General features: G+C 59.4%; 28 protein-coding genes and 2 tRNA genes. 20 read left to right on the top strand and 10 right to left on the bottom strand.

What is annotated here, in order from left to right; genetic code table 11:
• Positions 1-162: 162 nt before the first annotated feature.
• The 11 genes from HUTA_RS03985 to HUTA_RS14915 all read left to right on the top strand — a co-directional run bounded on the left by HUTA_RS03985 (position 163) and on the right by HUTA_RS14915 (position 7,758).
• On the top strand, positions 163-693 hold the full coding sequence (locus tag HUTA_RS03985; protein WP_015788576.1) for an amino acid-binding protein: 531 nt from the start codon (positions 163-165) through the stop codon (positions 691-693).
• Entirely contained in the window at positions 693-1,652 is a 960-nt protein-coding gene (locus tag HUTA_RS03980) for a homoserine dehydrogenase (RefSeq protein WP_015788575.1), read from the top strand. The genes HUTA_RS03985 and HUTA_RS03980 overlap by 1 nt, the downstream gene beginning before the upstream one ends.
• A 297-nt stretch (positions 1,653-1,949) precedes the next feature.
• Positions 1,950-3,221, top strand: a complete 1,272-nt coding sequence (gene tuf, locus HUTA_RS03975) for a translation elongation factor EF-1 subunit alpha (protein WP_015788574.1) — start codon at positions 1,950-1,952, stop codon at positions 3,219-3,221.
• Positions 3,218-3,529 (top strand): 30S ribosomal protein S10, encoded by a 312-nt coding sequence (rpsJ, locus tag HUTA_RS03970; protein ID WP_198408540.1) that lies wholly within the window; start codon positions 3,218-3,220, stop codon positions 3,527-3,529. The genes tuf and rpsJ overlap by 4 nt, the downstream gene beginning before the upstream one ends.
• A gap of 122 nt (positions 3,530-3,651) precedes the next feature.
• Positions 3,652-3,723, top strand: a tRNA-Ala gene (locus tag HUTA_RS03965).
• Between the two features lie 177 nt (positions 3,724-3,900).
• Positions 3,901-4,131 carry a hypothetical protein gene (locus HUTA_RS03960; RefSeq protein WP_015788573.1) on the top strand — a complete coding sequence of 77 codons (231 nt, stop codon included), beginning with the start codon at positions 3,901-3,903 and terminating at the stop codon, positions 4,129-4,131.
• Positions 4,132-4,214: 83 nt separating this feature from the next.
• Complete coding sequence (locus tag HUTA_RS15980) at positions 4,215-4,349, top strand: hypothetical protein (protein WP_280985283.1); 135 nt, start codon at positions 4,215-4,217, stop codon at positions 4,347-4,349.
• A complete protein-coding gene (locus HUTA_RS03955) occupies positions 4,346-4,525 on the top strand; it encodes a hypothetical protein (protein WP_015788572.1) in 180 nt (59 codons plus the stop codon). The genes HUTA_RS15980 and HUTA_RS03955 overlap by 4 nt, the downstream gene beginning before the upstream one ends.
• 157 nt (positions 4,526-4,682) lie before the next feature.
• Entirely contained in the window at positions 4,683-4,883 is a 201-nt protein-coding gene (locus HUTA_RS03950) for an RNA polymerase sigma factor (RefSeq protein ID WP_015788570.1), read from the top strand.
• Positions 4,884-4,983: 100 nt separating this feature from the next.
• Positions 4,984-6,603, top strand: coding sequence for a DUF7845 domain-containing protein (locus HUTA_RS03945; protein WP_015788569.1), 1,620 nt, complete (start codon positions 4,984-4,986; stop codon positions 6,601-6,603).
• A 357-nt stretch (positions 6,604-6,960) separates the two neighbouring features.
• Positions 6,961-7,758 (top strand): toll/interleukin-1 receptor domain-containing protein, encoded by a 798-nt coding sequence (locus HUTA_RS14915; RefSeq protein WP_015788568.1) that lies wholly within the window; start codon positions 6,961-6,963, stop codon positions 7,756-7,758.
• A 50-nt stretch (positions 7,759-7,808) separates the two neighbouring features.
• On the opposite strand, the gene HUTA_RS03940 is transcribed toward HUTA_RS14915, so the two are convergent.
• The 7 genes from HUTA_RS03940 to HUTA_RS03910 form a co-directional block, all read right to left on the bottom strand.
• Complete coding sequence (locus HUTA_RS03940; protein ID WP_015788567.1) at positions 7,809-8,189, bottom strand: hypothetical protein; 381 nt, start codon at positions 8,187-8,189, stop codon at positions 7,809-7,811.
• 117 nt (positions 8,190-8,306) lie between these two features.
• Positions 8,307-9,437, bottom strand: coding sequence for an ATP-binding protein (locus HUTA_RS03935; protein ID WP_015788566.1), 1,131 nt, complete (start codon positions 9,435-9,437; stop codon positions 8,307-8,309).
• On the bottom strand, positions 9,430-10,242 hold the full coding sequence (locus HUTA_RS03930) for a hypothetical protein (RefSeq protein ID WP_015788565.1): 813 nt from the start codon (positions 10,240-10,242) through the stop codon (positions 9,430-9,432). The genes HUTA_RS03935 and HUTA_RS03930 overlap by 8 nt, the downstream gene beginning before the upstream one ends.
• A complete protein-coding gene (locus tag HUTA_RS03925; protein WP_015788564.1) occupies positions 10,243-10,782 on the bottom strand; it encodes a hypothetical protein in 540 nt (179 codons plus the stop codon).
• Positions 10,782-12,521: a hypothetical protein gene (locus tag HUTA_RS03920; RefSeq protein WP_015788563.1), complete on the bottom strand. Its 1,740-nt coding sequence runs from the start codon at positions 12,519-12,521 to the stop codon at positions 10,782-10,784. Before HUTA_RS03920 ends, HUTA_RS03925 begins: the two co-directional genes overlap by 1 nt.
• Positions 12,522-12,537: 16 nt before the next feature.
• On the bottom strand, positions 12,538-13,293 hold the full coding sequence (locus tag HUTA_RS03915) for a hypothetical protein (protein WP_015788562.1): 756 nt from the start codon (positions 13,291-13,293) through the stop codon (positions 12,538-12,540).
• A gap of 8 nt (positions 13,294-13,301) precedes the next feature.
• Entirely contained in the window at positions 13,302-13,694 is a 393-nt protein-coding gene (locus HUTA_RS03910; RefSeq protein ID WP_015788561.1) for a hypothetical protein, read from the bottom strand.
• A gap of 368 nt (positions 13,695-14,062) precedes the next feature.
• Between HUTA_RS03910 and HUTA_RS03905 the strand changes: the two genes are divergently transcribed.
• The 6 genes from HUTA_RS03905 (at position 14,063) to HUTA_RS03885 (ending at position 18,341) form a co-directional block, all read left to right on the top strand.
• Positions 14,063-14,269: a hypothetical protein gene (locus tag HUTA_RS03905; protein WP_015788560.1), complete on the top strand. Its 207-nt coding sequence runs from the start codon at positions 14,063-14,065 to the stop codon at positions 14,267-14,269.
• 17 nt (positions 14,270-14,286) lie between these two features.
• Positions 14,287-15,651, top strand: coding sequence for a deoxyguanosinetriphosphate triphosphohydrolase family protein (locus HUTA_RS14910; RefSeq protein WP_015788559.1), 1,365 nt, complete (start codon positions 14,287-14,289; stop codon positions 15,649-15,651).
• 458 nt (positions 15,652-16,109) lie between these two features.
• Positions 16,110-16,367, top strand: coding sequence for a DUF7692 domain-containing protein (locus HUTA_RS03900; RefSeq protein WP_015788558.1), 258 nt, complete (start codon positions 16,110-16,112; stop codon positions 16,365-16,367).
• A gap of 292 nt (positions 16,368-16,659) precedes the next feature.
• The gene (locus HUTA_RS03895) at positions 16,660-17,073 is read left to right on the top strand and encodes a hypothetical protein (RefSeq protein ID WP_049941178.1); all 414 of its coding nucleotides are present in this window, start codon (positions 16,660-16,662) and stop codon (positions 17,071-17,073) included.
• Between the two features lie 97 nt (positions 17,074-17,170).
• Entirely contained in the window at positions 17,171-17,581 is a 411-nt protein-coding gene (locus tag HUTA_RS03890; protein ID WP_015788556.1) for a type IV pilin, read from the top strand.
• Between the two features lie 286 nt (positions 17,582-17,867).
• Positions 17,868-18,341, top strand: coding sequence for a type IV pilin (locus tag HUTA_RS03885; RefSeq protein WP_015788555.1), 474 nt, complete (start codon positions 17,868-17,870; stop codon positions 18,339-18,341).
• Positions 18,342-18,436: 95 nt separating this feature from the next.
• On the opposite strand, the gene HUTA_RS03880 is transcribed toward HUTA_RS03885, so the two are convergent.
• On the bottom strand, positions 18,437-18,682 hold the full coding sequence (locus HUTA_RS03880; RefSeq protein ID WP_049941177.1) for a hypothetical protein: 246 nt from the start codon (positions 18,680-18,682) through the stop codon (positions 18,437-18,439).
• Between the two features lie 584 nt (positions 18,683-19,266).
• Between HUTA_RS03880 and HUTA_RS03875 the strand changes: the two genes are divergently transcribed.
• Both HUTA_RS03875 and HUTA_RS03870 read left to right on the top strand, forming a co-directional pair.
• Positions 19,267-20,289: a tyrosine-type recombinase/integrase gene (locus HUTA_RS03875; RefSeq protein ID WP_049941410.1), complete on the top strand. Its 1,023-nt coding sequence runs from the start codon at positions 19,267-19,269 to the stop codon at positions 20,287-20,289.
• A gap of 557 nt (positions 20,290-20,846) precedes the next feature.
• A complete protein-coding gene (locus tag HUTA_RS03870) occupies positions 20,847-21,950 on the top strand; it encodes an aminotransferase class V-fold PLP-dependent enzyme (protein WP_015788552.1) in 1,104 nt (367 codons plus the stop codon).
• A 20-nt stretch (positions 21,951-21,970) separates the two neighbouring features.
• On the opposite strand, the gene HUTA_RS03865 is transcribed toward HUTA_RS03870, so the two are convergent.
• The gene (locus HUTA_RS03865) at positions 21,971-22,630 is read right to left on the bottom strand and encodes a hypothetical protein (RefSeq protein WP_015788551.1); all 660 of its coding nucleotides are present in this window, start codon (positions 22,628-22,630) and stop codon (positions 21,971-21,973) included.
• Between the two features lie 431 nt (positions 22,631-23,061).
• Here HUTA_RS03865 and HUTA_RS03860 point away from each other — a divergent pair, with 431 nt between their 5' ends.
• On the top strand, positions 23,062-23,508 hold the full coding sequence (locus HUTA_RS03860; protein ID WP_015788550.1) for a zinc ribbon domain-containing protein: 447 nt from the start codon (positions 23,062-23,064) through the stop codon (positions 23,506-23,508).
• A gap of 405 nt (positions 23,509-23,913) precedes the next feature.
• Here the strand turns inward: HUTA_RS03860 and HUTA_RS03855 are convergent.
• A tRNA-Asp gene (locus tag HUTA_RS03855) sits at positions 23,914-23,986 on the bottom strand.
• Positions 23,987-24,091 lie beyond the last annotated feature (105 nt).

Raw genomic sequence — 24,091 nt, 5'->3', positions numbered from 1 at the left:
CATTAAGGGCTGACGATACCCCCACCGGAGTCCGCTCTTCGGGAGGGGACTCTTTCGAGTGACTGGCTTCCGTTCAAGCAGATTCTTATACCTCCCTCCCTGTGGATGGAATACGATGTACGCGCCCAGACTCGCGTCTTCGATAGCCGAGGTGAACGTGCGATGAGCGATCCGCAGGACGAAGTCCGGGCGTACACAGTTCGGCTCGAACTCGTCGACGAACCCGGCGAACTACTCAGAACTCTCGAACCGATCGCCGAGAACGGCGGGAACCTCCTGAGCATCTACCACGAACGCGGGAACATGACCCCGCGCGGGCACATCCCCGTCGAGGTCGACCTGGAGGCGTCGGCCGAGCGCTTCGACGCCATCGTCGAGGCACTCCGGGACGCCGGCGTCAACGTCATCCAGGCCGGCAAGGAGCGCTACAGCGAGGAACTCACGGTCGTCCTCGTCGGCCATCTCGTCGATACTGATCTCTCGGATACCCTTTCACAACTCCGGGCGGAGAACGGGGCCGTGACTGATATTTCGCTGGCTGCGCCGGAAGGGGCCGAGGAGGTATCGAGCGCCCGGCTCCGACTCCGGACCGAACAGGGGGCCGTCGATGACACCCTCGATGCGGTCCGCTCGGTGGCCGACCAGAAGGACCTCCGTGTCGTCGAGCCGCTTGCCCCCGGAGGTGAGGCCTGATGGACCTCGCGATCATGGGGACGGGGACGGTCGGGAGTTCCGTCGCCGACCTCGCCAGCGAGTACGGGCATCGCGTCACTGCCATGGCCAACGTCGACGCTGCGGCGATCGACCCCGACGGCATCGACACCGCTGGCGCGCTCGAACGCCAGCGCTCCGAGGGGATGGCCCATCTCGGTGACGCCGATCCCGACGATGTCTTGGCCGCCGAGTACGACGCCCTGGTGGAGGTGACGCCCGTGACGCTGGGCGACGCCGAACCGGGATTCAGCCACGTCGAGGCTGCTTTGGAGCGCGATCGACACGTCGTGCTCGCAAACAAGGGACCGATGGCCGAACGCTATGCCGACGTCCGTGCGCTCGAAGCCGAAAGCGAGGGCGAGGTCCGCTTCGAGGCCACCGTCGCGGGTGCGATCCCCGTGCTCTCGACGATCGAGGACTACGGGCCGGGCACGATGACCGCCGTCCGGGGCGTCTTCAACGGGACGGCGAACTTCATCCTCACGCGGATGGCTGCCGAAGGACTCGGCTACGAGCACGTCCTCGCGGAGGCCCAGGACTTAGGCGTCGCCGAGGCCGATCCGGCCTTCGACGTCGAGGGGACCGACGCCGCGCTGAAGTGCGTCATCCTGGCGAACGTCCTTGCACAGGGCGACCGGGAGTTCTCCCTCGAGGACGCGTCAGTCGAGGGCATCAAGGACATCCCGGGCAGCGCGCTCGAACTCGCCCGCGAGGACGGCCGGACGATCAGGCTCATCGGTGAGGTGACGGGCGACGAGATCCGGGTGAGCCCGCGACTCGTTCCGGAGCACAGCGAGCTCGCCGTCAGCGGGACGACCAACATCGTCCAGCTGGAGACCGACAACGCCGGTCGGCTCAACCTCTCCGGCCGCGGCGCGGGCGGCCCCGAGACCGCGACCGCGATTCTCGCGGACGTCAATCGGCTTCCCGAACCCTGAGCCTCGGGCCTGGTTTTCTTGGTTTTCTTGGTTGTCTTGGCTCACCCTCCCCGGACCGTCCTTTCACGGCCGATCGGCACACGCTCGATGGCACAACCGTCGGTTACATCACGAAACACGTATCGACCCCTGGCGAATCGCCCGCAGCGAATCGTATCGACGCCCGTCGCCAGTGTGCCGTGACAGCGGTTCCCAAATCGCAAGACGGCGACGGAGTGGTCTACGCTCGCTATCGAAATGGTTTTAACACCAACAGCCGAACGATTCCGATACAGCGCCTCTGCGCGTGAGATTACAATGAGTGAGGATACAGCACACCAGAACCTCGCCATCATCGGACACGTCGACCACGGGAAGTCCACTCTCGTCGGTCGACTTCTGTTCGAGACCGGCAGCGTTCCGGAGCACGTCATCGAGCAGCACCGAGAGGAAGCCGAAGAGAAGGGCAAGGGCGGCTTCGAGTTCGCCTATGTGATGGACAACCTCGCCGAGGAGCGAGAGCGTGGTGTCACCATCGACATCGCCCACCAGGAGTTCGACACGGAGGAGTACAACTTCACCATCGTCGACTGTCCGGGCCACCGTGACTTCGTGAAGAACATGATCACGGGCGCCTCGCAGGCCGACAACGCCGTACTCGTGGTCGCCGCCGACGACGGCGTCCAGCCCCAGACCCAGGAGCACGTCTTCCTGGCCCGCACCCTGGGCATTGACGAGCTCATCGTCGCCGTCAACAAAATGGACCTCGTCGACTACGAGGAATCCCGCTATAAGGAGACCGTCCAGGAGGTCACGGAACTCCTCAAGCAGGTCCAGTTCAACACCGACGACGCGAGTTTCATCCCCTCCTCGGCGTTCGAGGGCGACAACATCAACGAACTCAGCGACAACATGCCGTGGTACGACGGACCGACCGTCCTCGAGTCGCTGAACAACCTGCCGGAGCCGGAGCCGCCGACGGACGCGCCGCTCCGACTCCCGATCCAGGACGTCTACACCATCTCCGGTATCGGGACCGTCCCGGTCGGTCGAATCGAGACCGGCGAGATGTTCCCCGGCGACGATGTCACCTTCCAGCCCAGTGACGTCGGCGGCGAGGTCAAGACCGTCGAGATGCACCACGAGGAAGTCGACCGCGCCGGCCCCGGCGACAACGTCGGATTCAACGTCCGCGGCGTCGGCAAGGACGACATCCGCCGTGGTGACGTCTGTGGTCCCGCAGACGATCCGCCGTCGGTCGCCGAGACCTTCCAGGCGCAGATCGTCGTCATGCAGCACCCGAGCGTGATCACCGCGGGCTACACCCCGGTCTTCCACGCCCACACCGCACAGGTCGCCTGTACCGTCGAGTCCATCGACCAGAAGATCGACCCCTCCTCCGGCGAGGTCGCCGAGGAGAACCCCGACTTTATCCAGTCGGGTGATGCGGCTGTCGTCACCATCCGACCGCAAAAGCCCCTCAGCATCGAACCGTCGGGCGAGATTCCGGAGCTCGGCAGCTTCGCCATCCGTGACATGGGTCAGACCATCGCGGCCGGCAAAGTGCTGAGCGTCGACGAGCGCGAATAATGCAGCAGGCACGCGTCCGTCTCGCCGGAACCAGCCCCGCGGACCTGGACGACATCTGCGACGATGTCCAGGAGATCGCGAACAAGACCGGCGTCGAACTGTCCGGTCCGGTGCCGCTCCCGACGAAGACACTCGAAGTGCCCGCGCGCAAGTCCCCCGACGGCGAGGGGACCGCCACGTGGGAGCACTGGGAGATGCGCGTCCACAAGCGCCTCATCGACATCGACGCCGACGAGCGCGCCCTTCGACAGCTGATGCGCATTCAGGTGCCGAACGACGTCTCGATCGAGATCGTCCTCGAAGACTGAGCGATCGGCGGGTTCGGATCCCGAACCTACGACTCTCGGTCGATCTTCGACGATTTCCGTGCGCCCTCACGCGCAGGTCGAATCGTCGGATTCAACTATCCGTATCACGGATATCCCGTTGCGGGCTCGTAGATCAGTGGCAGATCGCTTCCTTCGCAAGGAAGAGGCCCGGGGTTCAAATCCCCGCGAGTCCACTACACCCTGTCTTCTTCGCGAACTATCCGGTTAGCTCCGGGTAGCGTCGTCGAGAAGGGTATTTGTAACTCGACGGGTAGTGCAACAAACCCCGCTGCAAACCGAAGGAATGCGTATGGACCGGTTGCGGCGTCCTGTCCGGCGGTTTTAGCGAAGGATACGCGGAGGTGGTGGCCGTGAGCAGTCGGACTGTTTCGGGCCAAACCGACGTCGAAATAGCTGTCAGAAATCGATCACAATACGCCCGAACCCTCCACCGGCCGGACCCGGACGCCGACGAGCCGGAACCCGCCTGCCCCGTTTGCTACGACGCGGATGCTGAGTACACACGGGTTCCGATCGCCGCGTACCGGCCGCACTACGATCTCTGTGGCTACCCGCAGTGTTTCGGGGGTGAGCAGTCGTGAGTGGGGAGCGTGTCGATTGGCCGACGCCATCTTGGCGACAACCTGGCGCGCTCTACCACTGTGCCAGATGTGGCGATGTTGTCGTGCCAGAATTCGGCGAGAAAGAAGCCGGCTTGGTCATCGCTGGAGCGACGATCAAGCTCTGTGCTGGCTGTGCCGATCGAATTCGAGACGAGATCAATGAGTTCGATCAGTCTGAGGGAGGTGAGGGGCAGTGATCGCCGATTGCCTCCGTCGGGCCGCCCTCGCGGTGCGCTTCAATCTCCGGATCGTGTTCTGGGCGCAGGCTTGGTTGTACGGCGTGGTCACTTACGCTGAGATCCCGCCGGATGTCCGTCTGGCGCTGGAGCAGATCAGCATCTACTTCCACGGCTACGGAGGTGAAGAGCGGTGACGGGCGATCTCCGTCCGGTCGTGTTCCACTGCGATACCGGGGACCACCTGGTCAGTCGTGGCGACGCGATTCGGCGTGACGGCGATCTTGTCTGTCCGCAACACTGGCAGCGCGATTCCCGCCAGCAACGGCTGGCGAGTGCCGGAGGTGAGGAGCCTTGACGGGCGCACAGACGACGCTGCACCACTTCGAGGCCGACCTGTCAGCACTCACGCCCGCCGAGAAAGACGCCTACGAAGCCGTCGAGATCGAGGACTACGGCGTCCGTGAGTTCGCCCGCAAGACCGGCCGCCGTCCAGGCACGGTCGGGAATCTACTGAGTCGAGCACGTGGGAAAGTGGGAGGTGAAGGGTCGTGAGTGGCTCCAGACACTTCGTCCCTGCCTCCCGCCTCTACGATGTAGAGGCTGGCGAGCGGATACCCCACGCCTGGAATGAAGACGAACGGGGTGAGCCGTCATGAAGACGGTTACGCTCGCGTGTCACGAGTTTAACGCGAATCTCCTTTACTCTGACGACGGGCTCGCGCCGTTCTTCGCGGCTGATTCCGCGGTCAAAGAGGGTCAAGGGTCACAGTCAGCGAAATTCAGCGCTGAGGGCGAACAGTGGCACGCCAGGCTGTCCTACGAGTCGAGTAACCTCATCCATCCGGGCGAGAAGACCCCTCTCGGTACCGAGTTCCGGCTTGAGACCGTCAAAGAGTACCGGATCAAAGTCTTCCGCGATCCGGAGGAAGATCCGATCGGGAAACAGGACTTCACCGCCCACATCGCGCCGCGTTGGCCGGGGATGAAGGGAGAGAAAACAGACGGTTCTCTCAAAGAGATCCCCGTTCCCAAGGGATTCGGCGAGGGGATCAACGTCCGGGTCCAGGGTTCGAACGTCGCCTTCGAGCGCTATCCCGATCTCCTCGCCCGCGCCGGTGCAGCCCTGGGGATCGCCGGGCGGTACTTCCGCGACCCACACCCGATGACGAACATCCAGGACGCCGAGCGGTACGCCCGGCTGCATCGAGACGCGAGCGGTCCCGTCCACGCGAGAGACGGCCCGATCGCGTCGATGGGCCACCTCCTCGAAGACGATCGTTCAGGCTACCGGAAATTGGTTCAGAACGATGACGACGAGAAAGGAGAGAAGCTGCCCGGCTACTACCACACGGTGACGCTCGGTGAGCGGCGGATTCGAGAGGCGTTCCCCGATCACCGCCTGCCGAAAGAGGTGAAGCACTACTACGCTCGCGAGGCGAAGCGCCTCGACGAGGATCACCCGCTGGCACATCCGAAGGTCGGCGCGTCGCTCCAGGTGTCGCGCCTGGGTGATGACGAGACCGTGCGCTGGCGTGACCTTGACCGACTGGAGCGCGAGTTAGACCAGACCGTCCTGTCCGTACTGGCAGACGCCGGGATAGACATCGCGCCGAGTGACGGAAACGGTCCGTTCTTCGAAGGTGCGTACTTCACGCCCGACGTCGACGAAAGCGGGCCGAAACCGATCGGTCTGGACCTGACTCGCGTCCGACAGAGCCAGGAAAGCGTGGTCGTTCGCCACCTCGCCGATGGACTCCGGCCGACACAGTGGGAAGCCCTGGAGACGCTCGTGACGGACGGCGGCGAGATCGCGCCGAAAGATATCGCGCATGACCATGACCGCCACGTCGAGACCGTCCGGAGTGCGCTTCGGGACATGGAGGACCTCGTGCATCGCGAGTACGCCGAGGTATCTCTCCGGAGTGAGTACGTCGCCGAGCTTGTCCACGACGCGGTGGCCGAGGCCCGCGAGTCGGTGAAGCGGGCGGCGGAGACGACGGCGAAGGCGATGGAAGCCGCCGAGCGCGGGATGGGCGAGACCATGAGTGCGTTCATCGCGTGGGCCGCCCGCCACGGAGTGGACGTGAACGACGCCCGTGAGGCCCGCCTGACGCTCCGGTTCAACGATCACACTGACGTTGGCCGGTCGATTCGCGAGGGATTCCGCGTCTGGAAAGATGCCGGGCTGCCCGAAGAGCGCTATCGGATGGCAAAGGTTCTCTTCCAGGACGGGAGCCGCGGTGACGCCTGGCGGTGGCTCACGCCAGGGTAGTAGGTAGCCCCCGCGGGCCGGGAAAGTCCCGGTCCGCGGACAGTGGCAACGCTCGGTTTCGACTCTATTTTCGGGGAGTTATGCAACTCAGGTTATGCCTCACGGCGCCGTGAGTGCAAGCTGAATTGACTTCCTCGAGCTGGCCGATCGGCGCGCCGGGGAGATCGGGGCGATCGCCGGCGCGAGAACACCACCCCAGGGGTTTGGTTCTCGCTTAGGGGTGTGGCTAAGGCCACTTCTCTAAAACACACCGCCCGCGGTTGCGCAAATCGAGCCGAAACGGACCCCTTGCGGGTCGCGCGAAAAATAGAGAAGGTAGTTGGAGAATTTATTAGTCCAGCTTCCGTAATCAATCTCATGACGGAGTCAAAAGATGATGAAAACCGCGACTTGATGATATCATACTCGCATAGCGATTCTTCTGAAATTGCAGAAATGTTATTTGAAGAATTGACTGGGTATGGACTAGACGTCTGGTATGATGAAGTTGATATTTCTATAGGAGATCGCATATCTAATTCAATTGATAGAGGCCTTCAAACCAGCAATCACGCAGTCGTTATAGTCTCTCCGTCATATTTTGAAGGCATGTCTGATCTGGAGCTTGGTGGACTATTCAAAAAGCAAAGCCGGTCTGATGGAAAGGTAATTCTCCCAGTCTTATATGAAATATCATTTGAGGAGTTAGAGCAACAGAGTTGGAGTTTGTCAGATTTACATGGAGTAGAAATCAGTAAAGATAATGTACAAGAAGTTGCCTCAAAAGTTTTCCAATCAATTAAGGATGCATCTGAAGAACAAGAGGTTAATCTGGAAGATGCACCTTCAAATCACTTTGCAGAGGTCCAAGCCTCATTCAAAGATTTAGCAGATATTGAAAAGGGTGACAAAGTGAGGATTGACAGGTGGAGATCAAAGGATCATCCCCGAAATACGACAATCACTGTTGTCGAAATGACTGTTCTTAAGAACAGTCAAGAATATTCTGGATCAAATTTCGTAGGTACAACACAAGTGCAGAAAATCCCGCTGGAAGGGTATATATCAGACATATCTAATAAGACTACTGGAAGTACTGACTTTGAGTTGAGGATTCCAAGAGATGAGTATGACGAACTTCCAGACGATCGGGACGCATACAAATCTGTTTTCTGATCACATCTTGTCTGCATGAAGCAGTAAACGGCTGACGACCTAATCAACCGTCAGAAGACGGCAGTGACGGGGATCTTCCGCTGCTGGCTCTCTCGGTGGCCGCCAGCGCCGTACCACGTTGACAGCGGGAGGTTGCTGCTGTGGGTCATGGTCATGTCGACGACAGAGATCCCCGTCCCGCGAGGCCGATACGCCACGAACACGTAGACGCCGCCCTCGCGCCGGAGCCGATCGTGGTACTTCCTGAACACCCGGAACCGTCCCTCACTGCCGTTGGCTCGCTCGACGGCGGCCGCCTTGATCTCGACGGGCGTCCCGTCCGGTCGGTGAGCATCGTGCCACGGGGAGTGATCCAGTGTCAGGTTGAAGCGGTCGGCCGCCTTCTTCTCGGCGCGACTGCCGTACCTCGCGGCCTTCTTCGATTCAGTCATTCTGTTGCCTCGCGTGCGTCATAAATACCGTCTCCTCCTGCTGGTCATGGACGTCACGTCCATCCCTTCGTACACATGGGGGGTCATGGTCATGGACAGTCGGCGATCGCCTCGCTGTCACTCAGTGAGTTCCTCCACTTTGTCCACGGCGTCCCGGTGCTCGCCGGCTTCCCATTCACCCCACCGATCGCCGACCCAGGACTTGCTATATGGGACGTATTGAGCCGTCTCGCGGTGGGTTAGTCCGTCCTGTTTGCACTTGACGACTGTCCACAGCGCGACGTCGTAGGCGACCGATCCAGGCTCCGGTACGCCGTCGTCTTCGCCCGTGCCGTCCCACCGCCAGGCGGTCGGTTCGTTCGTGTTGAACGTGTGGTCCGTCGCCGGAATGCCGTCGATTTCGAGGAGTTTGTTCATCCCCCTCCGGTTGTTCACCGTCTCGAAGACGTTCGCCGACTTCTTCGACGTCTTCTTGATACAGGTCGCCATCTCCCTGACGACCGGGTGGACGTCCTTCCCGTCGTGGCCGATTATGATGATAGAGCCGCCGTACTTCCGGATCTTGTAGACGAGCGGACCGAGCTTCTGCCCGGCTTCATACCCGTCCTCACCGCGCCCGCTGGCGTGGCTGCTCGCCTCGTCGAAGATGAACAGCTTATCCTCGACGTCGCCCGCCAGGACAGCCTCTTCATCGGCTTCCATCCAGTCCATGAGGTCCGGATAGGTCGGGATCCACTCGTCTTTCTCCGTCCAGGTCCGGATGTTGCTCCCGGTTTCCGCGCCCGGATGGGCTTCCTCGTATAGCTGACTGAGCAACAGCGCGAAGTCCGTCTTCCCGCGTCCTGGCGGTGCCCACAGGTAGATGATCACGGCATCGCCGGTCACATGGTCACGGAGATCGCCGATCGCCTCCAGGCCACTGACGTCTGCCCGCTGCCCGGCGTCCCCGGTGATGTGCTTGAGAGAGGGCATATCACCCGCGTCCATCGCCTCGCGGATCGTCTCGGTCTCCTCGACGGCCACGATGTCCTGCCACGGGTCGGCATCGAGGAGGTCCGCGGGCATCTCGCCGGGCTCGTCGAGAAGGTTCGGATCGTAGTCTTCGCGAGCGATTGCGGCCGTGCGGGAGATGTGCGGGTCTCGAATGATGCCGGCCTGTGGGCCTGCTTTCGGGTCTCTGACGCCGTGGCCTTCGAGGTACTCGCGTGTCTGTGCGGCCGTGTACAGTTCGGTGTTGTCGTCACTCATCGGTCTCTGTCTGGATGTGATCGTGTTGGTTCATCGCCGCGGTGAGACTCTCGTGGTCATTTAGGTCATGCTCGGGCGTTCGGTAGCCGTCCAGGTCGGCGTCGGGATCGAGCTTCGGCGGGGTGTCGGGGAGTTCATCCTCGATGTTCTCAGACGCCTCTTGCCAGACATCTTCAACAGCGTCCTGATCGATCATCTTCCCTTTCTCCTGTGCCTCAGCTAGAGCTGTGATTGTCCGTCGCTGGACGTCCATCGCCATGCGGGAGATACGCCCGCGGATCTTGGCGATCGCCTCGTAGCCGTCCAGGAGGAACTCGTGGATCTCCTCGACCTGCCCCTTCTTCGTGAAGAGTTGATCATCCTGAGCGCCTTCGAGCCAGACGCCACGGACTACCAGTTGATCCAGGCCATCGTAGTAATCGAACTCCCGAACAGCGTAGTCATCGCTGTCGTTCACCGGGTAGGGATCTACCCCGTCGACGCGCTTCTCATCCCACAGCGCGGGCGGGACGTACCACTTCTCAAGTACGTCGTCGACGGCGTTGACGTGATAGACCGTCACCGCCCGGTAGCGCCGGAGCCACCGGCCGAAGTAGAAGCCCGCGGGGATGCCGGGGATCCCGACGAGCACGAACGCGCCGATCGCCGCGGTCAGCTCGGGCGGGACGTCGATCGTCGGCCGGAAGTACGCCAGCGCGAGCACGGCGACGACGACGGCCGTCCCGATCCAGAACCGATAGGAGTGCAACAGCCAGGTGAGCCGGTCCCACCGATCCTGAAAGGTAGGGATGGGTTCGCGGTCCATTCAGGCCACCTCCGGCTCGCCGCCTTCGATCCAGAGCACGTACAGCCCGGCGATCACCATCCATAGCGCCATGCTGCCCGCGCCCGTCGCGAGTGCCTCCGGCGACGTGAGACGGTCCACGAACGACAGCGTGTTAGTATTCATTCCGGAGATAGGCGCGCCATAGAGCGTGTTTGGCGTCCCGATCGAAACGCCAACGAACCCACGGACTTCTGTCACGGGAACTTTGAGCGTCGTCGTCTCACCTGGCTTGACCATGACCGAGCGCCGGGCGATCTCGCCACCTTGCCAGAACCCGCCCGCGTCCGTGATAGTGATCTGTTGAAGCGTCTCCGACCGGATCGTGACGCTTGCCATGCCCGTCTGAGCGTTGTACCCGGTATCGAGCAGGACCGTCTGGGAATCGATGCGCTCGACGTCAGTCGCGTTGGTTCCGTTCGGTGCGGTGGTTGCGTTGGACTGAGCAGCGACCGGGGCCGCTGTTCCGACGAGTACCAAGACGGCTGCCAGTGCCGCCAGTAACGGGAGTGTCCGATTCATCAACTCACCACCGAGAGTAGCAATAAGGCGACGAACAGGACGCCGAACAGGGTGATCCACTGCCCGACAGCGCCGAGAGCAGCAAACGGGTTCGGGATGCCCATGTCCGGCCAAGCGAAGCTACCGCCACCGCCGGCAGTAGCGAGCGACTGGTTCCGTAACTCCCCGATCCGTTCGGAGAGGTTGAGCACCTCATTCCGAAGATCGGTGAGGTTCGTCGCCTGATAGGTGGCCTGATCGACGGAGATGTTACCGCCCTCGATCAGCGTCCCGTTCACGTCGTAGGCTCCGTTGATCCGGAAGTCGCCCCGGACGGACGACTGGTTGCCGTCCAGATGCATGATGATCTGACTGCCGTCGAGCATCGTGGAGTTGTAGGTTAAGCCTCTCGTCCACGTCCCGTTAGGCGGGTTCGTCTGGGACATGAGCAGGCCCGTCGTCGTCTGCATCGACCCGTTGAAGCTCGTCTGATAGGAGAGATTCATATAGGCCGTACTGCCGGACGGGGCAGCGAGACCCATCGAGGACAGCGCGACCACGCCGTCATTGAACGTAGCATTTTGCCAGTCAATATCGGCAGCCATCTGCATCTGATTCAGCCGTGAGAGCACGTCTTCCGCGGAGATCGTGCCGTTCTCCAGGGCGGTATAGCTCCCGTCAGCCCAGGTTTCGAACGCACTGGACTGTTGATTGTACGAATCAATGTAGTCCTGCCATAGCTGACCGAATCGGGCAGTTGACGCAATATGCGTCTGTTTAGACGACGTGATCGGGTAATCGTCAGGATAGAGATTAGCCTTGATATCAGAGATATCACCCCAGACACCGATTGTCGAAGGGTCATAAGAATCATACGTATACGTTAGCGCCAACTCATCGCTAGATCCAGTGTCATCAATCAGATAGTACGACGAGTCAACAGACGACATCTTGGGATTCGATTCGAACCAGCGGAATTTGACGAAATCGTCATTCGAGCCTACATAATACGCATCAGACGACAAGTCCAACCCGATCATGGGCTTCGTGGAGCCATCCAGCAGCGAGACAGATTTCGATTCAGTACCGAGAATGTCGGCAGTGAACTTGATCGGCTCACCCGGAGGGTGTTGGGTGTTGTAATTCTGATCCGAATACGACTCGGTATAGTCAGTAATGTTAACCTTCAACTGAATTGCCGGGTAATCCTGATACGTGTGCATCCCGTACGAGTTCGACGATACATCTCCCGGACGGGACAGCGCCGATGATGAGTTTTGATACCCGTACAGAGAAGCGACGAAATTGTTTTGCAACTCTGCCAGGGCCGTCTGCCGGACAGTGTAATGCGATTTCATCGCATCGACGCCGGCCTGTTTCGAGGTAGACAGAGAGTCACCGTTCATGTAGGCTTCTAAGAACGCTTGCTCGGCTTCGAGCCATGCTTGATTCTCAGCGTCATGGACCGAGTTTTCAGCCTGCTGAAGCGCGGTTTTCGTCTGTGCCTCGATCGACTTCGCGTCTCGGTAGGCGTCGAGCTTTGACGAATACTCAGAGACCGAATCGTTTTCACTGTAGTCGATCTCTTGAGCAATACAGTAGCCGGGATTCAGCGGCCAAATCCCCGGATGGCAGCGGTCGTCGCTCGCGGATGCAGTCCCGACAGGACCGGGACCAGGGACCGCCAGCATCGACGCGATCGGCGAGACGACCAGCAGCGCGATCAATGCGATTGCTGCAATGTGTTTTGAATATCCCATAAATCAGATCCTCCGATTAGTCGCCTCGGTTGCTCCGGAGCCCGAAGAGCCCCAGCAGGCCGATCAATGCCACGAGACCGACCGCTTCGGGGATTGAGGGTCCGCCTTCCGGGATGATCGCGCCAGCCCCCTGGCCCGTGTCGTCAGCGATCGTCGCCCATCCGCCCGTGTAGGCGGTGGCCGGGGTCGTGGTGATCGAGACCGTCAGGTTCCCGGTCACAAGGTCACTGCCGTTGTACTCCGCGCCGATCGTGGTTTCGTTGCCGCCGTCGGCGACGTACTGAATCGAGTCCGTCAGGATCTCACTACCAGATTCATTCTCGATCGAGACGGTCGCCGTGGCGTTCTCCGATCCCTCGAAGCCAGCTTCCACTGCCAGCGTCTCGTTGCCGGCGTCGGTGACTTCGACGGTCTCGGTGTCCGTCAGGCGCGTCTCGTTGAGTGAGACTACTGTCTCATCCGTCGCCGTGACGTTGAGCGTGTAATTTCCGGGAGTCGCGTAGCCTGCCGACAGCGATGCCGTCAGCGTGTCTCCGGAGGCACCGGACAGCGTTTCACTGGTGACGACCGACCCATCACTGTCTTCGAGTGCGACGGTCGCCGACGTCGAGCCGGAGAAGTCCAGATCGACCTCGACAGTCTCGTTGGCCGGGTCGTCGAGCGTGATCGTGTCGGTCGTGAGCGCCCCGGCCGCCGGCGCGATCGCGACGACGACCAGGACGAGACTGAGGAGCGATGCGGCGAGGATCATACCGATGTGTGTCTGTTTCATGGAATGGATCACCCCAGGTAACTGAGAGTGTAGAAGCCGGCCGACTGCACGACGAGCGCGATGATGCCGGCGATCGCGCTACTCTGAATCAGTGCTTCGAGCATCGGCGAGAACGGCGGCGCGAGTACCAGCCCGATCGTGGCGATCGCCGTCCAGGTCTGGACCGCGCCCATCGAATCCAGGTCCGGTTTGTTCGTCCCGATCGCGACGACGATTGCCAGGATGCTGATGATCTTCGCCGCGGAGATCGTGATCGCGGCGGGCCCGCTGCCGATGACCATGACCGACTTCGAGAAGTCGAGGCCGAACAGGACGAGCTCGAAGAGCTTCGCCTGGACGCCACTCGCGAGCACGAAGAACGGACTCACGAAGGCGTCGTTCAAGTCGATACGCTTCTCCATCACCCACTCACCCCCGTAACGGCCGAGATCGGTGCACAGACGGTACAATACGTCGAGTCAAACACCCGGACTTTGATCCGGTTCAGTCGGGTGCCACAGCAATTGCAATGCTGCACACCCGACCGACCTGTCTAGTACGGTAAAAGACACCTAGCCCTGAACGCATCCTCAGATACAATATCCACTTCGGATTGGTAAGATAAATATAGAAATCCATTTATGATCCCCCCTGTACCATCCCAAACGTCATAGTCAAAACAGCGTGCCTGTCTTTGTGGTGTGCATACCCCTGGTAAGCGGTTTTTAAAATTATCATAGTTGATGCTTACTTGCAAAGTTATAAGTCTATCCCGTCCAGACATACATACATGGCTGTTGGAGTCAAAAGACCGGAAAATAAAATCCGGAAATCATTAAGGAAAGCTCCGGACAATCGTTTAGACCAGGATCTATTAATTGAGCGTTTAACTAATTCTGGGCTTGAGGAAGAGGAGGTTTACGCAGCATTGAAAGAGATGATGCGAAAAAACGAGATCTCTCATACTAGCGACTGGCAGCTGATTTTAGAAGATTAACTGTTCTACACTGATTTATGGGTCCAGAGGTTTCTCGGACTGACCGTTTCCATATTGAAGAAACCAATGACAGAAGAAGTCCTTTTCAAAGGGACAGAGACCGTATTCTTCACACTCGTGCTTTTCGTCGCCTCGGTAGTGTGACTCAGGTTGTCCATGCCGATGAGGGGATGAACTATCATAATCGCCTCACGCACTCTTTAAAGGTAGCTCAAATTGGGCAGCGATTGGCTGAATATCTGATTGAAGATGCAGACGAAGACACTATCCAAAAAGCAGGTGGTCTGAGCCCTGATGTCGTCGAGGCCGCTGCTTTGGCTCATGACCTAGGCCATCCTCCATTCGGACATGCAGCTGAAGAAGAATTGATGATACAGACTGCAGCTAAGGGTCTTATAGGGGGATTTGAGGGAAATCCACAATCGTTTCGGATTGTAAATAAAGTTGCTACGCATAGCAGTGATTATCGGGGACTCGATCTCACCTATGCCACGCTTAATGCAATACTAAAATATCCTTGGACCCGTGGTTCAGCTGGTCCAGAACGGACAAAATGGGGCACGTACCATACGGAAAGAGAGATTTTTGAAGAGGTGAGGAAATTACCAACGCCAGGCCCGGATGATCAGGGTCAAAGTCTGGAAGCGTGCATTATGGATTGGGCAGACGACATAGCATATGCTATCCATGATATGTCGGACTTCTACAAGGCAGGACTGATTCCTCTTGAACAACTTATACGAGACTCTTCAGAAAGAGAAGTATTTGTCAAAGCATTCGGCGAAAAATATGACACACCCAAGAATTGGGACCCAGAAAAGTTTTTGGAGGAAAACATTTTGAAAACTGGGGAGATCGCTGCATCTGGAGGAGAAAACCCCTTCAAATCTTCATTTTCAAATAAGCCTGAAAATCGAGGCACCCTCAATTTCATGACATCCGAATTGATTAGAAGATACCTTGGTTTGAACAAAGATACCGAAGTTTTCGTTGACCCCTCAATTAATGGAGGTCTGTATATCACCGAGTCACTAAAACATGAGATCAAATTACTCAAGTTTCTAACAGAATATTATGTTTTCCAAGACCCCACTCTTGTAGCACAGCAACGTGGTCAAAGAAAAATCATTGAAGAACTATTCACCACTCTCTATAAAGCCTCTGAAAAGGGGGCTGAATACAATGAAATTATCCCTGAGCCGTTTTGCTCAATGCTGAACCAAGATGTCTATGAGGCCGACCTTGATGATAGCACATCTAAAGAAACGCGGGCTCGAATAGTAGCGGATCTAATTGCAAGCCTCAGCGAAAGCCAAGCAGTAGATCTCTATCAACGGGTGTCAGGCGAAAATCCGGGGTCCGTTACAGAGAGTATTCTATAAATATTATTGAAAATCGACACCCTATCATTCGAAATGTGTGCCCGCCACAGTTCACGTAATAACAACTTAATGGAACTCAATCCATGTTCTGATGGCCACCATACCATACATAATTAATCCTTGTTTGTTCATCAATTGAACGCCAGGTGAAGGTGCCGGACATATTATTGTGTATAGAGTTTCTCGTAGGATGGGTTTGGGCTTGCGGACGAACTCGGATAAGAAGGGGAGTCTTGAACAAACACTCTCACACCCTGGGTTCACACGTAGAGAAATACGCTCCTCTCGATATGCACACGAGATGCTCGCCAGCGTGTGCATATTTCGAGGCTGCCCAGCCCGCCGGGGTGGGTGTTCGGCGTGATCGAGCCGACTATCCGGCGAGGTATATAAATGAACGTGCTTTCTGTGACCTTAGATGACCCTGACTTACGGCGTCGTGTGTACGAGCGCGAGCCATGCGAATTCGAACCGACGGAGATAGATCCCACCGTGAGACGACGATCGAGGAGGCTGCCGAGTTTTGGGACTGCAACAAGACGCGAGCGCTGTTGTTGAGCGCCGATTTCGCGCCGCGTATCGTTCCGCGAATCGAGCAAGTCCTTGCGCGGGAGGATCTGACGAGCCGGCAGAAGCGGGAGATCGCCGAGACGCTCTCGATCGCCGGGACGCTGGACGTCGAGATCGACGAGGACGTGACCGTTGGGCGGGAGTGAATGGCCGCGCGGGCGTAGTGCTACGCGGGCGTTAGGAGTCTGCCAGGCAGGGGGAGCCTGGCAGGACAATTGATGGTGGGGGAGTTCGGGGGGACGAACTCGAATCAAACACCATGGGGATGGAGTCCCGATTGGGGTCAGGACGCACCCTGGCCGGAGACGGGAATCGTCCCGGCCTACGCGAGATATTACCGGTGAGTCACATAAACTTTCTTGCTGGTTTCAGAGCCTGCAAACGGCCCGCTCTTTCGGACCCAGAGCTGTTTTGGGCCGGCCGATGTTTGCCACACATATGGGTGGGTCCGAGATAGACGCGGATGCTGACAGTGCCGCTGAGGAGGAGCGGCCGGAGTTAACCCGCGAGTTATTGGTTCGTCGGTATCACGACCGCGGCCAGTCGACCGCCGAGATCGCCGAAGCGACTGGGTGGTCAAAAGCGCAGATTTGGAAGCGTCTGCAGGCACTCGATATCGAGACGCGGGCACAACAGCAGAGTCAGTTCCACGATCTCGACGACGAGTTGCTCCAGTATCTCGACTGGTTGACGCCCCAGCAGCGTGAGGATCTCAAGGCGGTCGCGGTCGAAGGACGCGGCATTACCGAACAGGCCCGTCGACGTGGTGTCGAGCCTGGAAGTGTGCGGCGGACACTTCGGCGTGGTGTTGATCGGTTGGAATCAATCGTTGCAGAGCGATCTCAGGAGTGATCACCAGACGAAGGGGCGTTTAACGAATCTGAAGACGCTATTTCCCGGCCAAACCGTTGGTTCCCTTTATATACACATCTATCATTCGTGATAGTGTATGGATCCAAAAGGATTCCTGTTGGACGAAGATCGGGGCGTATCGCCAGTTATCGGAGTCATCCTGATGGTCGCTATCACGGTGATCCTCGCGGCCGTGATCGCGACGTTCGTGATGAACATGGGGCCGACCGAGACCACGATGCCGAACGCACAGTGGAACTTTGACGAGGACGGTAGTAATAACGTGATTATCGAGCACAACGGCGGCGGTGAAGTCGATCCGTCCAACATCCAGATTAAGCATAATAGTGGTACCACGGACGGTACCGCTAGTAATGCCTTCGGATCAACGGAGATAACAGCAGGTGCCAAGACTGATCCTCTTACCCATGGTGGCAATGAAGTCCAGATCATCTGGGAGAACCCCGACTCGGGCGAGACTCAGATCATGGCCGACTGGGAACCCTGACGTAGCGCCGTAGCAGCTTTTCTTCTGTATTTTTCAACCGCCTGTGACCATGTGGTATTACATGGCACGCGGCCACGCTTCGCGGACGTGCAGGCGCTTGTCAGCCAACGCCCGGAGTGCTCCGGGCGGACACTCCAGCGAGGAGTTGATCGACTGGAATCGGTCGCTCGTGAGCGCACTTGAGTAAAACCACCAGACAAAGCGGCATTTAATATCTCTGAAAACGCCAAATCCGTGGCAAACCGTAGGTTCCCTTTATATGCATATCTATCATTCGTGATAGCGTATGGATCCAAAAGGATTCCTGTTGGACGAAGATCGGGGCGTATCACCAGTTATCGGCGTCATCCTGATGGTCGCTATCACGGTGATCCTCGCGGCCGTGATCGCGACGTTCGTGATGAACATGGGGCCGACCGAGACTACGATGCCCAACGCGCAGTGGAACTTCAACGAGGACGAGGGAGCTAGTGAAGTTACAATCGAACACAATGGCGGCAGTCCTGTCAAAGCCGACAACGTACAGATAAAGGTCTCTGACGGCAGTGGTGGTGGTGGGTCTACAGATTTAAGCTCCGTCAGCCCGTATGGTTCCGGTAGTGAGTTGACCGCTGGAAGCGATCTTGTAGTTGGGTTTAGTGGCAGTAGTAGTGTTGACATCCAGGAAAGTAGTATTAGTTTCAGCGATGGCGAAATCCAGATCATCTGGGAGAACCCCGACTCGGGCGAGACTCAGATCATGGCCGAATGGGAAGCCTGACGTAGCGCCGTAGCAGTTTTCTTCCGTATTTCACACACGCTTAAGCAGTGGTAACTCGTGCTTCGGTTTGACCTCGAAAATTTCCCTGCCACTACTTATTTTTCGTTTTCACGTGCAAGTGCATCGGCATCGAGATCCCCCGCTAAATATTTTTGACCGTCTTCCGTGATCTGGTATAGGCCGTCCCCTTTTTTCTCTACGAGCTTTGCATCGAGAAGCTTCGCGAGGCGTTCGCTGACGTAGTGCCGTGAGTAGTCCGTATTGACGGATAGAATACGTGGCGAGAGGATCAAGCTGGACTCTTCGAGGGTTTCGAGAAGACGGTCATCTGCTTGAGTCATCCACGAAACCCTCGGTCGTCGCATATTCCATACTTGTGAGACGATTGCATATTTCCATCGGACGGCTCTGAGTTAGATACCATATAATACGATATAGAATAACGTACGTTAGGTTTTAAGTGAGGGGGCTGTATCATAGACTCACTAAGAGCGACACACCTGGACCTGCACGCGCAGGGCCGCGAAAAGGAGTTGCCCGCCGAGGTGCCAGTCGGCCGGGGTGTCGCTCTTAGGAGCGACCCGAATGAGACCACCAACCCCGCGACAAAAAGTCACCCCGGCACTCCCGCCGGGCGGTATCGCCTACCCGGAAACTACCCGGAAACTGAGAGTATCTGCATTTCAGCGCTATTACTTGTCGATATTCGCCAAATACCGTTCAATCCGGAAATCCGGAAACACCCCGGATTTAGCTAAGGGCAACACGGCGGTCGGTTCAGATATGCCTCCCCTGAGGTGCCCCCGAGAGGTGTATCGATCATGACCATGACCTGCCCCGAGTGCAACAGCGGGCGCGTCCACCCGTCCGGTGGCTGCCCGTTCTGCCCTGAATGCGGCTGGTCGAAATGCGGAGGTGGCCGGGCGTGAGCGAGGAACTCTCCCCTTTGTCCCCGGAGGAGGGAATCGATCGGTTCCTCCGGCATCGCGAGCCGAGCGTGCGCGAGAGTACGATGCGCAACGCCCGGACACGCTTGCGGTTCTTCCGTGAATGGTGTGAGGAGCGCGAGATCGAGAACCTCAACACCCTCACCGGGCGTGACCTGGCCGATTTCGTCGCCTGGAGACGTGGTGACGTGAAGGCCCTCACTCTCCAGAAACAGCTATCGACGATTCGGACCGCCCTGCGATTTTGGGCTGACGTCGAGGCCGTCCAGGAGGGACTCGCCGAGAAGTTGCACGCGCCGGAGCTGCCCGACGGTGCGGAGAGTCGAGACGTCGCCCTCGATGCCGATCGGGCGGCGGACATTCTGGAGTATCTTCGCGAACTCCACTACGCGAGCCGCGATCACGTCGTCATGGAGATCTTGTGGCGGACCGCGATGCGCCGGGGTGCGCTCCGCTCGATCGACGTCGACGACCTCCGGCCGGATGACCACGCGATCGTGCTCCGGCATCGGATCGACGAGGGAACCAAGCTCAAGAACGGCGAGAGTGGCGAGCGGTGGGTCTACCTCGGTCCGTCGACGTACCAGGTGATCGACGACTATCTGGATAATCCGGATCGGTACGACGTGACAGACGATCACGGCCGCGAACCGCTGTTGACGACGCCGTACGGGCGGCCGATCGGTGACACGATCTATTCGTGGGTGAACCGACTGACGCAGCCCTGCCGGATCGGTGGCTGCCCCCACGACCGCGATCCGTCCGACCCGAGCACCTGCGATGCGCTCGGGAGTGATGGATCACCGAGCCGGTGCCCGTCGGCGCGATCACCCCACGGTATCCGCCGGGGATCGATCACTCACCACCTGAATACGGACGTCTCGCCGGAGATCGTGAGCGAACGGTGCGACGTGACGCTTGACGTGCTGTATGAGCACTACGATGTCCGCACTGACCAGGAGAAAATGGCTGTGCGAAAGCGTCAACTTTCGGAGTTTTGACCATGACCGAACCCAACACGAACCCCACGCTGTCTGTCGAATTTATCCCTCCTACCCCGCGAGTCCATGTCTGCTGTCGCTCGCAAATTCGCGAGCGACGCAAACCTGATTGTCTGAGCGGGGATTTGAGCCAGGAAGTCGCAGCGCCGAGCGATGCGAGGTCGCGGAGCGACCTCGAAAGCCGAACGGCGTCGCCGTGAGGCAGCGAGGCGACCGTCTTCCGCTGTTCAAATTCCGAAAGGCGGCGAGCCGCCTTTCGACCCTCGCGGCGACGATGTCGCCGCTCAGTCCCCGCGAGTCCACTCCTGGTTCGCGCGTTGCGCGAACACACTCGTTCCCTCGCGTGGTCTCACTCGCTTCGAGACGTTCGCGGTGCTCACGTCTCGCACCTCGCGAGACCCCCGCGAGTTCACACTTGCTATTGCTCAGCTTCCATGCGAATCCGAACCGTCGAGGATCGAACACTCACCACCTGAATTGCGTTCCGGCAGGTCACACCACAACCACTGGACGAGCTTGTTCCGTGGATTCACGTAGCGTCCGCCCCTTCGTCCGATATGGACCTCGACGCGCTACGCCACGACATCCCCGTCCTCACCGATACCGCGTACCTGAACACCGGTGCGAGCAGCCCTGCCCCGCGGTCGGTCGTCGAAGCGACGACGGACTGGATCGAGTATCACAATTTCGAGGCCCCGATCGACGAGGGAATCTACCCACACGCCTGGGACAGCTACGAGGCGGCCCGCGAAACCATCGCTCCCTTCCTTGGCGTTTCGCCGGAGACGATCGCCCTCACGTCAAGCACGGTCCACGGCATCAACCTGATCGTCTCGTCGATCGACTGGCAACCCGGCGACGTGGTCGTCAGAACCGATCTGGAGCATCCCGCCGGCGTCCTCCCGTTCGATCGCATGGCCGATCTCCACGGGATCGAAGTCCGGACGCTCGAAACCACCGACGGGCGAATCGACCGCGACGAACTCCGGACTGCCGTCGACGACGCCCGCCTGCTCGCGATGAGTTCTCTCACCTGGAGTCACGGCACCCGGTTGCCGGTCGAGGAGACAGTCGATATCGCCCACGACGCTGGGGCGCGAGTATTGATCGACGCCGTCCAGTCGCCGGGCCAGCGGCCCGTCGACTTCGAGGCCTGGGACGCGGACTTCGTCGCCGGGTCGGGTCACAAGTGGCTGCTCGGCCCCTGGGGGGCTGGCTTTCTCTATGTCGCGCCCGAGGCGATCGACGCACTTGCGCCGCGGCAGATCGGCTACCGGAGTGTCGAGGAGTCCGGGGCTACGTCCTACGAGTACAAGACCGGCGCACCGCGATTCGAACTCGGGACGGCCTCGCCAGCCCCGCACGTCGGCCTCGCCGCGGCGATCGACCTGCTGGAATCGATCGGGATGGAAACTGTTCAGACACGGATCGAACGACTGACAGACCGGCTGAAGGCGGGACTCGGCGAGCGGCTCATCAGCCCCCGGGAGTACGAATCGGGCCTGGTCACGTTCGACGCTGGGGATCCCGAAGCCACGGTCGAGCGGCTGGCGGACGCCGGTGTCATCGTTCGATCACTGCCGTATCCTGAGGCTGTGCGGGCCTCGGTTCACGGGTTCAATACGGCCGAGGATGTCGATCGGTTGCTCGAAGCACTCTGAGTCGGACCAGTTACACGCTCTCACTCGTCACCGATCGGCCGGCGGCGGAGTTCGTCGATCTGGTCGCGCAGCCGGTCGAGTTCGGATTCGAGCTCTTCCCGGCGGTCGATGAGGTTGCTCAACTCCTCGGTGTTCACGGAGAACTCCTCGTCGAGTGCGGCGTCGAGCGAGTCGGCCGTCGACTGGACGAACTGCGTGGCGACGCCGAGAATCTCCTCCGGCGATTCACATCCTTCGTAGAGATCCACCGATCCAGAGGAGACGGTGTAACGGATCAGCGGCAACTCCTCCTCGGCATGATAGCTGGTCGTCGTCTGGAGTCCAGTCACCGGATTTTGTCGGTCGTGGGCCTGTTCGCGCCTGACGATGCTGAACGGCTGCTCCAAGGCGGGATAGGAGTCGGCAAGGTCCCGGAGCCGATCGGCGGCCGTCACGTCGAGCTGGGCCTCGACGTCGCCGAAGAACTGCGCCGAGCCAGTCAGGCTCAGTGCGATCGTGAAGAAGACGCCCTGGTCGGTCTCGGCAAGCCCTCGAATCCGTTCGCGCACCGCCTCGTGTTCGCCTTCGAGCGCCTGTCGATCGAGATCGTCAAGCAGTGCCCGCACCCCTGCCTCGCGCTGTAAATACTCCTCGGCGAGTATGCCTGGGAGTTCGCCGCTGGGTTCGTCCGGCTGGTCCATGCCGAGCGTTTCGGGCCGCGGTACAAAACCCTTCTCGCCTCTGGACGTGAACTCGGACGAGAGCTGCGGGGAAGCGCATCGAGAACAGCAAGAAAGCCCCGTGTCGTTCGACGGCTGCGACTCGCTGCGCTCCTCGCTCACTACTTTCGCTGTGGTGCTTGCGTCGTCTCGCTCGTCGAACGACACGCCCCTTTCAGTCCCACCCGGCGTGGCAAACCAAATTGGGCGGGACTGAAAGGGGCAGCCGGCTACGCGAACCCGGCCGACGTAAGCACGCGTAGCGAAGCGAGCGCGCGCAGCGAGGCCCGGGAGCGTAGCCGGCTGGGGCTTTCCTGTTGTTGTTGAAAACTCATCCACAACCACCACACCAAACAAATACAGTAATCCATATCGGCGAAAGGCAATTGACGGGGAGGGTCGAACCAGTCCCCATGATCGAGTGTCCGTACTGTGGTGCCGACACCGAGGACGACGCCCGCTATTGCGACCGGTGTGGCGAACGGCTCACCTTCGATGAGGATTCCCGTGATGGCTTCCTCCAGCGCTCGTCGATCCAGTATCTCCAGGGGGTTCGCCACGGGGCACGACCGCTGGACCCCGAGGTGGCCTACCACGACCAGCTCCTTTCGGACGTTCAGGCCGGCCTCGCGGACTTCTCACACCTCACCGACGTCGACGAACTGGACCTCCACGAGATCCTGAATATCGACGACGACACGCTTGGCGATCTTACGGACGCTCCCTCTCCCGATACTGATCTGGAACCCGACGTCAGACAGGCGCTCGGCGTCGCCGCACTCGTTGCCCTGCTGGAGAACTCCTATGACGGCACGACCCTCGACGAGATCCGTGCTCAGGCTGCCAGCATGGACGAGTAGACGGTACTGGACCCTTGTCGATATCGTTTCGTTGCTCGGCCCCGAATTGTCGGCGATGAGACGCCTCGCTTGTGGGCTGAGTTCGACAAAAGGCCGCCTGGAGCGGGATTTGAACCGAAGCCAGACGTGCTCACTTCGTTGCGCGCGACTGGCAGGGTTCAAACCCCTCTTGGTCGCACAGCAAATCCAGCACGCGGCGCGATGAAACGCGCCGCTTGTTGTTTGAATTTGCAGAAGCGCCCGGAGCGGGATTTGAACCCGTGCGGAGACGTTCCTGCTCGGCTCGTTCCACTCGCCTGCGCGGGGCTGCGACTCCTTGTGTTCAAATCCCTTTTGAGGTATTTGCCGAACTCGGGTCGCTCGGCGACGAGACGCCTCGCTCGTGAATTGAGTTCGGCAAAAATACGCCCGGAGCGGGATTTGAACCCGCGTCACGACCGTGACAGGGTCGTATGATGGGCCACTACACCATCCGGGCCTGCTACACTACTCCGTATCGCGGTGCCATTATTAAGGCTTTCCAAACAGATCCGGACTGCGGACGGATGCCGTGGGGCGATCTGTCGTGGTTTCCGTCTACGCT

Origin of the sequence: Halorhabdus utahensis DSM 12940 (assembly GCF_000023945.1) — an archaeon.
Taxonomy (GTDB): Archaea; Halobacteriota; Halobacteria; order Halobacteriales; family Haloarculaceae; genus Halorhabdus; species Halorhabdus utahensis.
The sequence above is the reverse complement of the archived record's forward strand: the minus strand, read 5'-3'. Positions and strand labels throughout refer to the sequence as shown.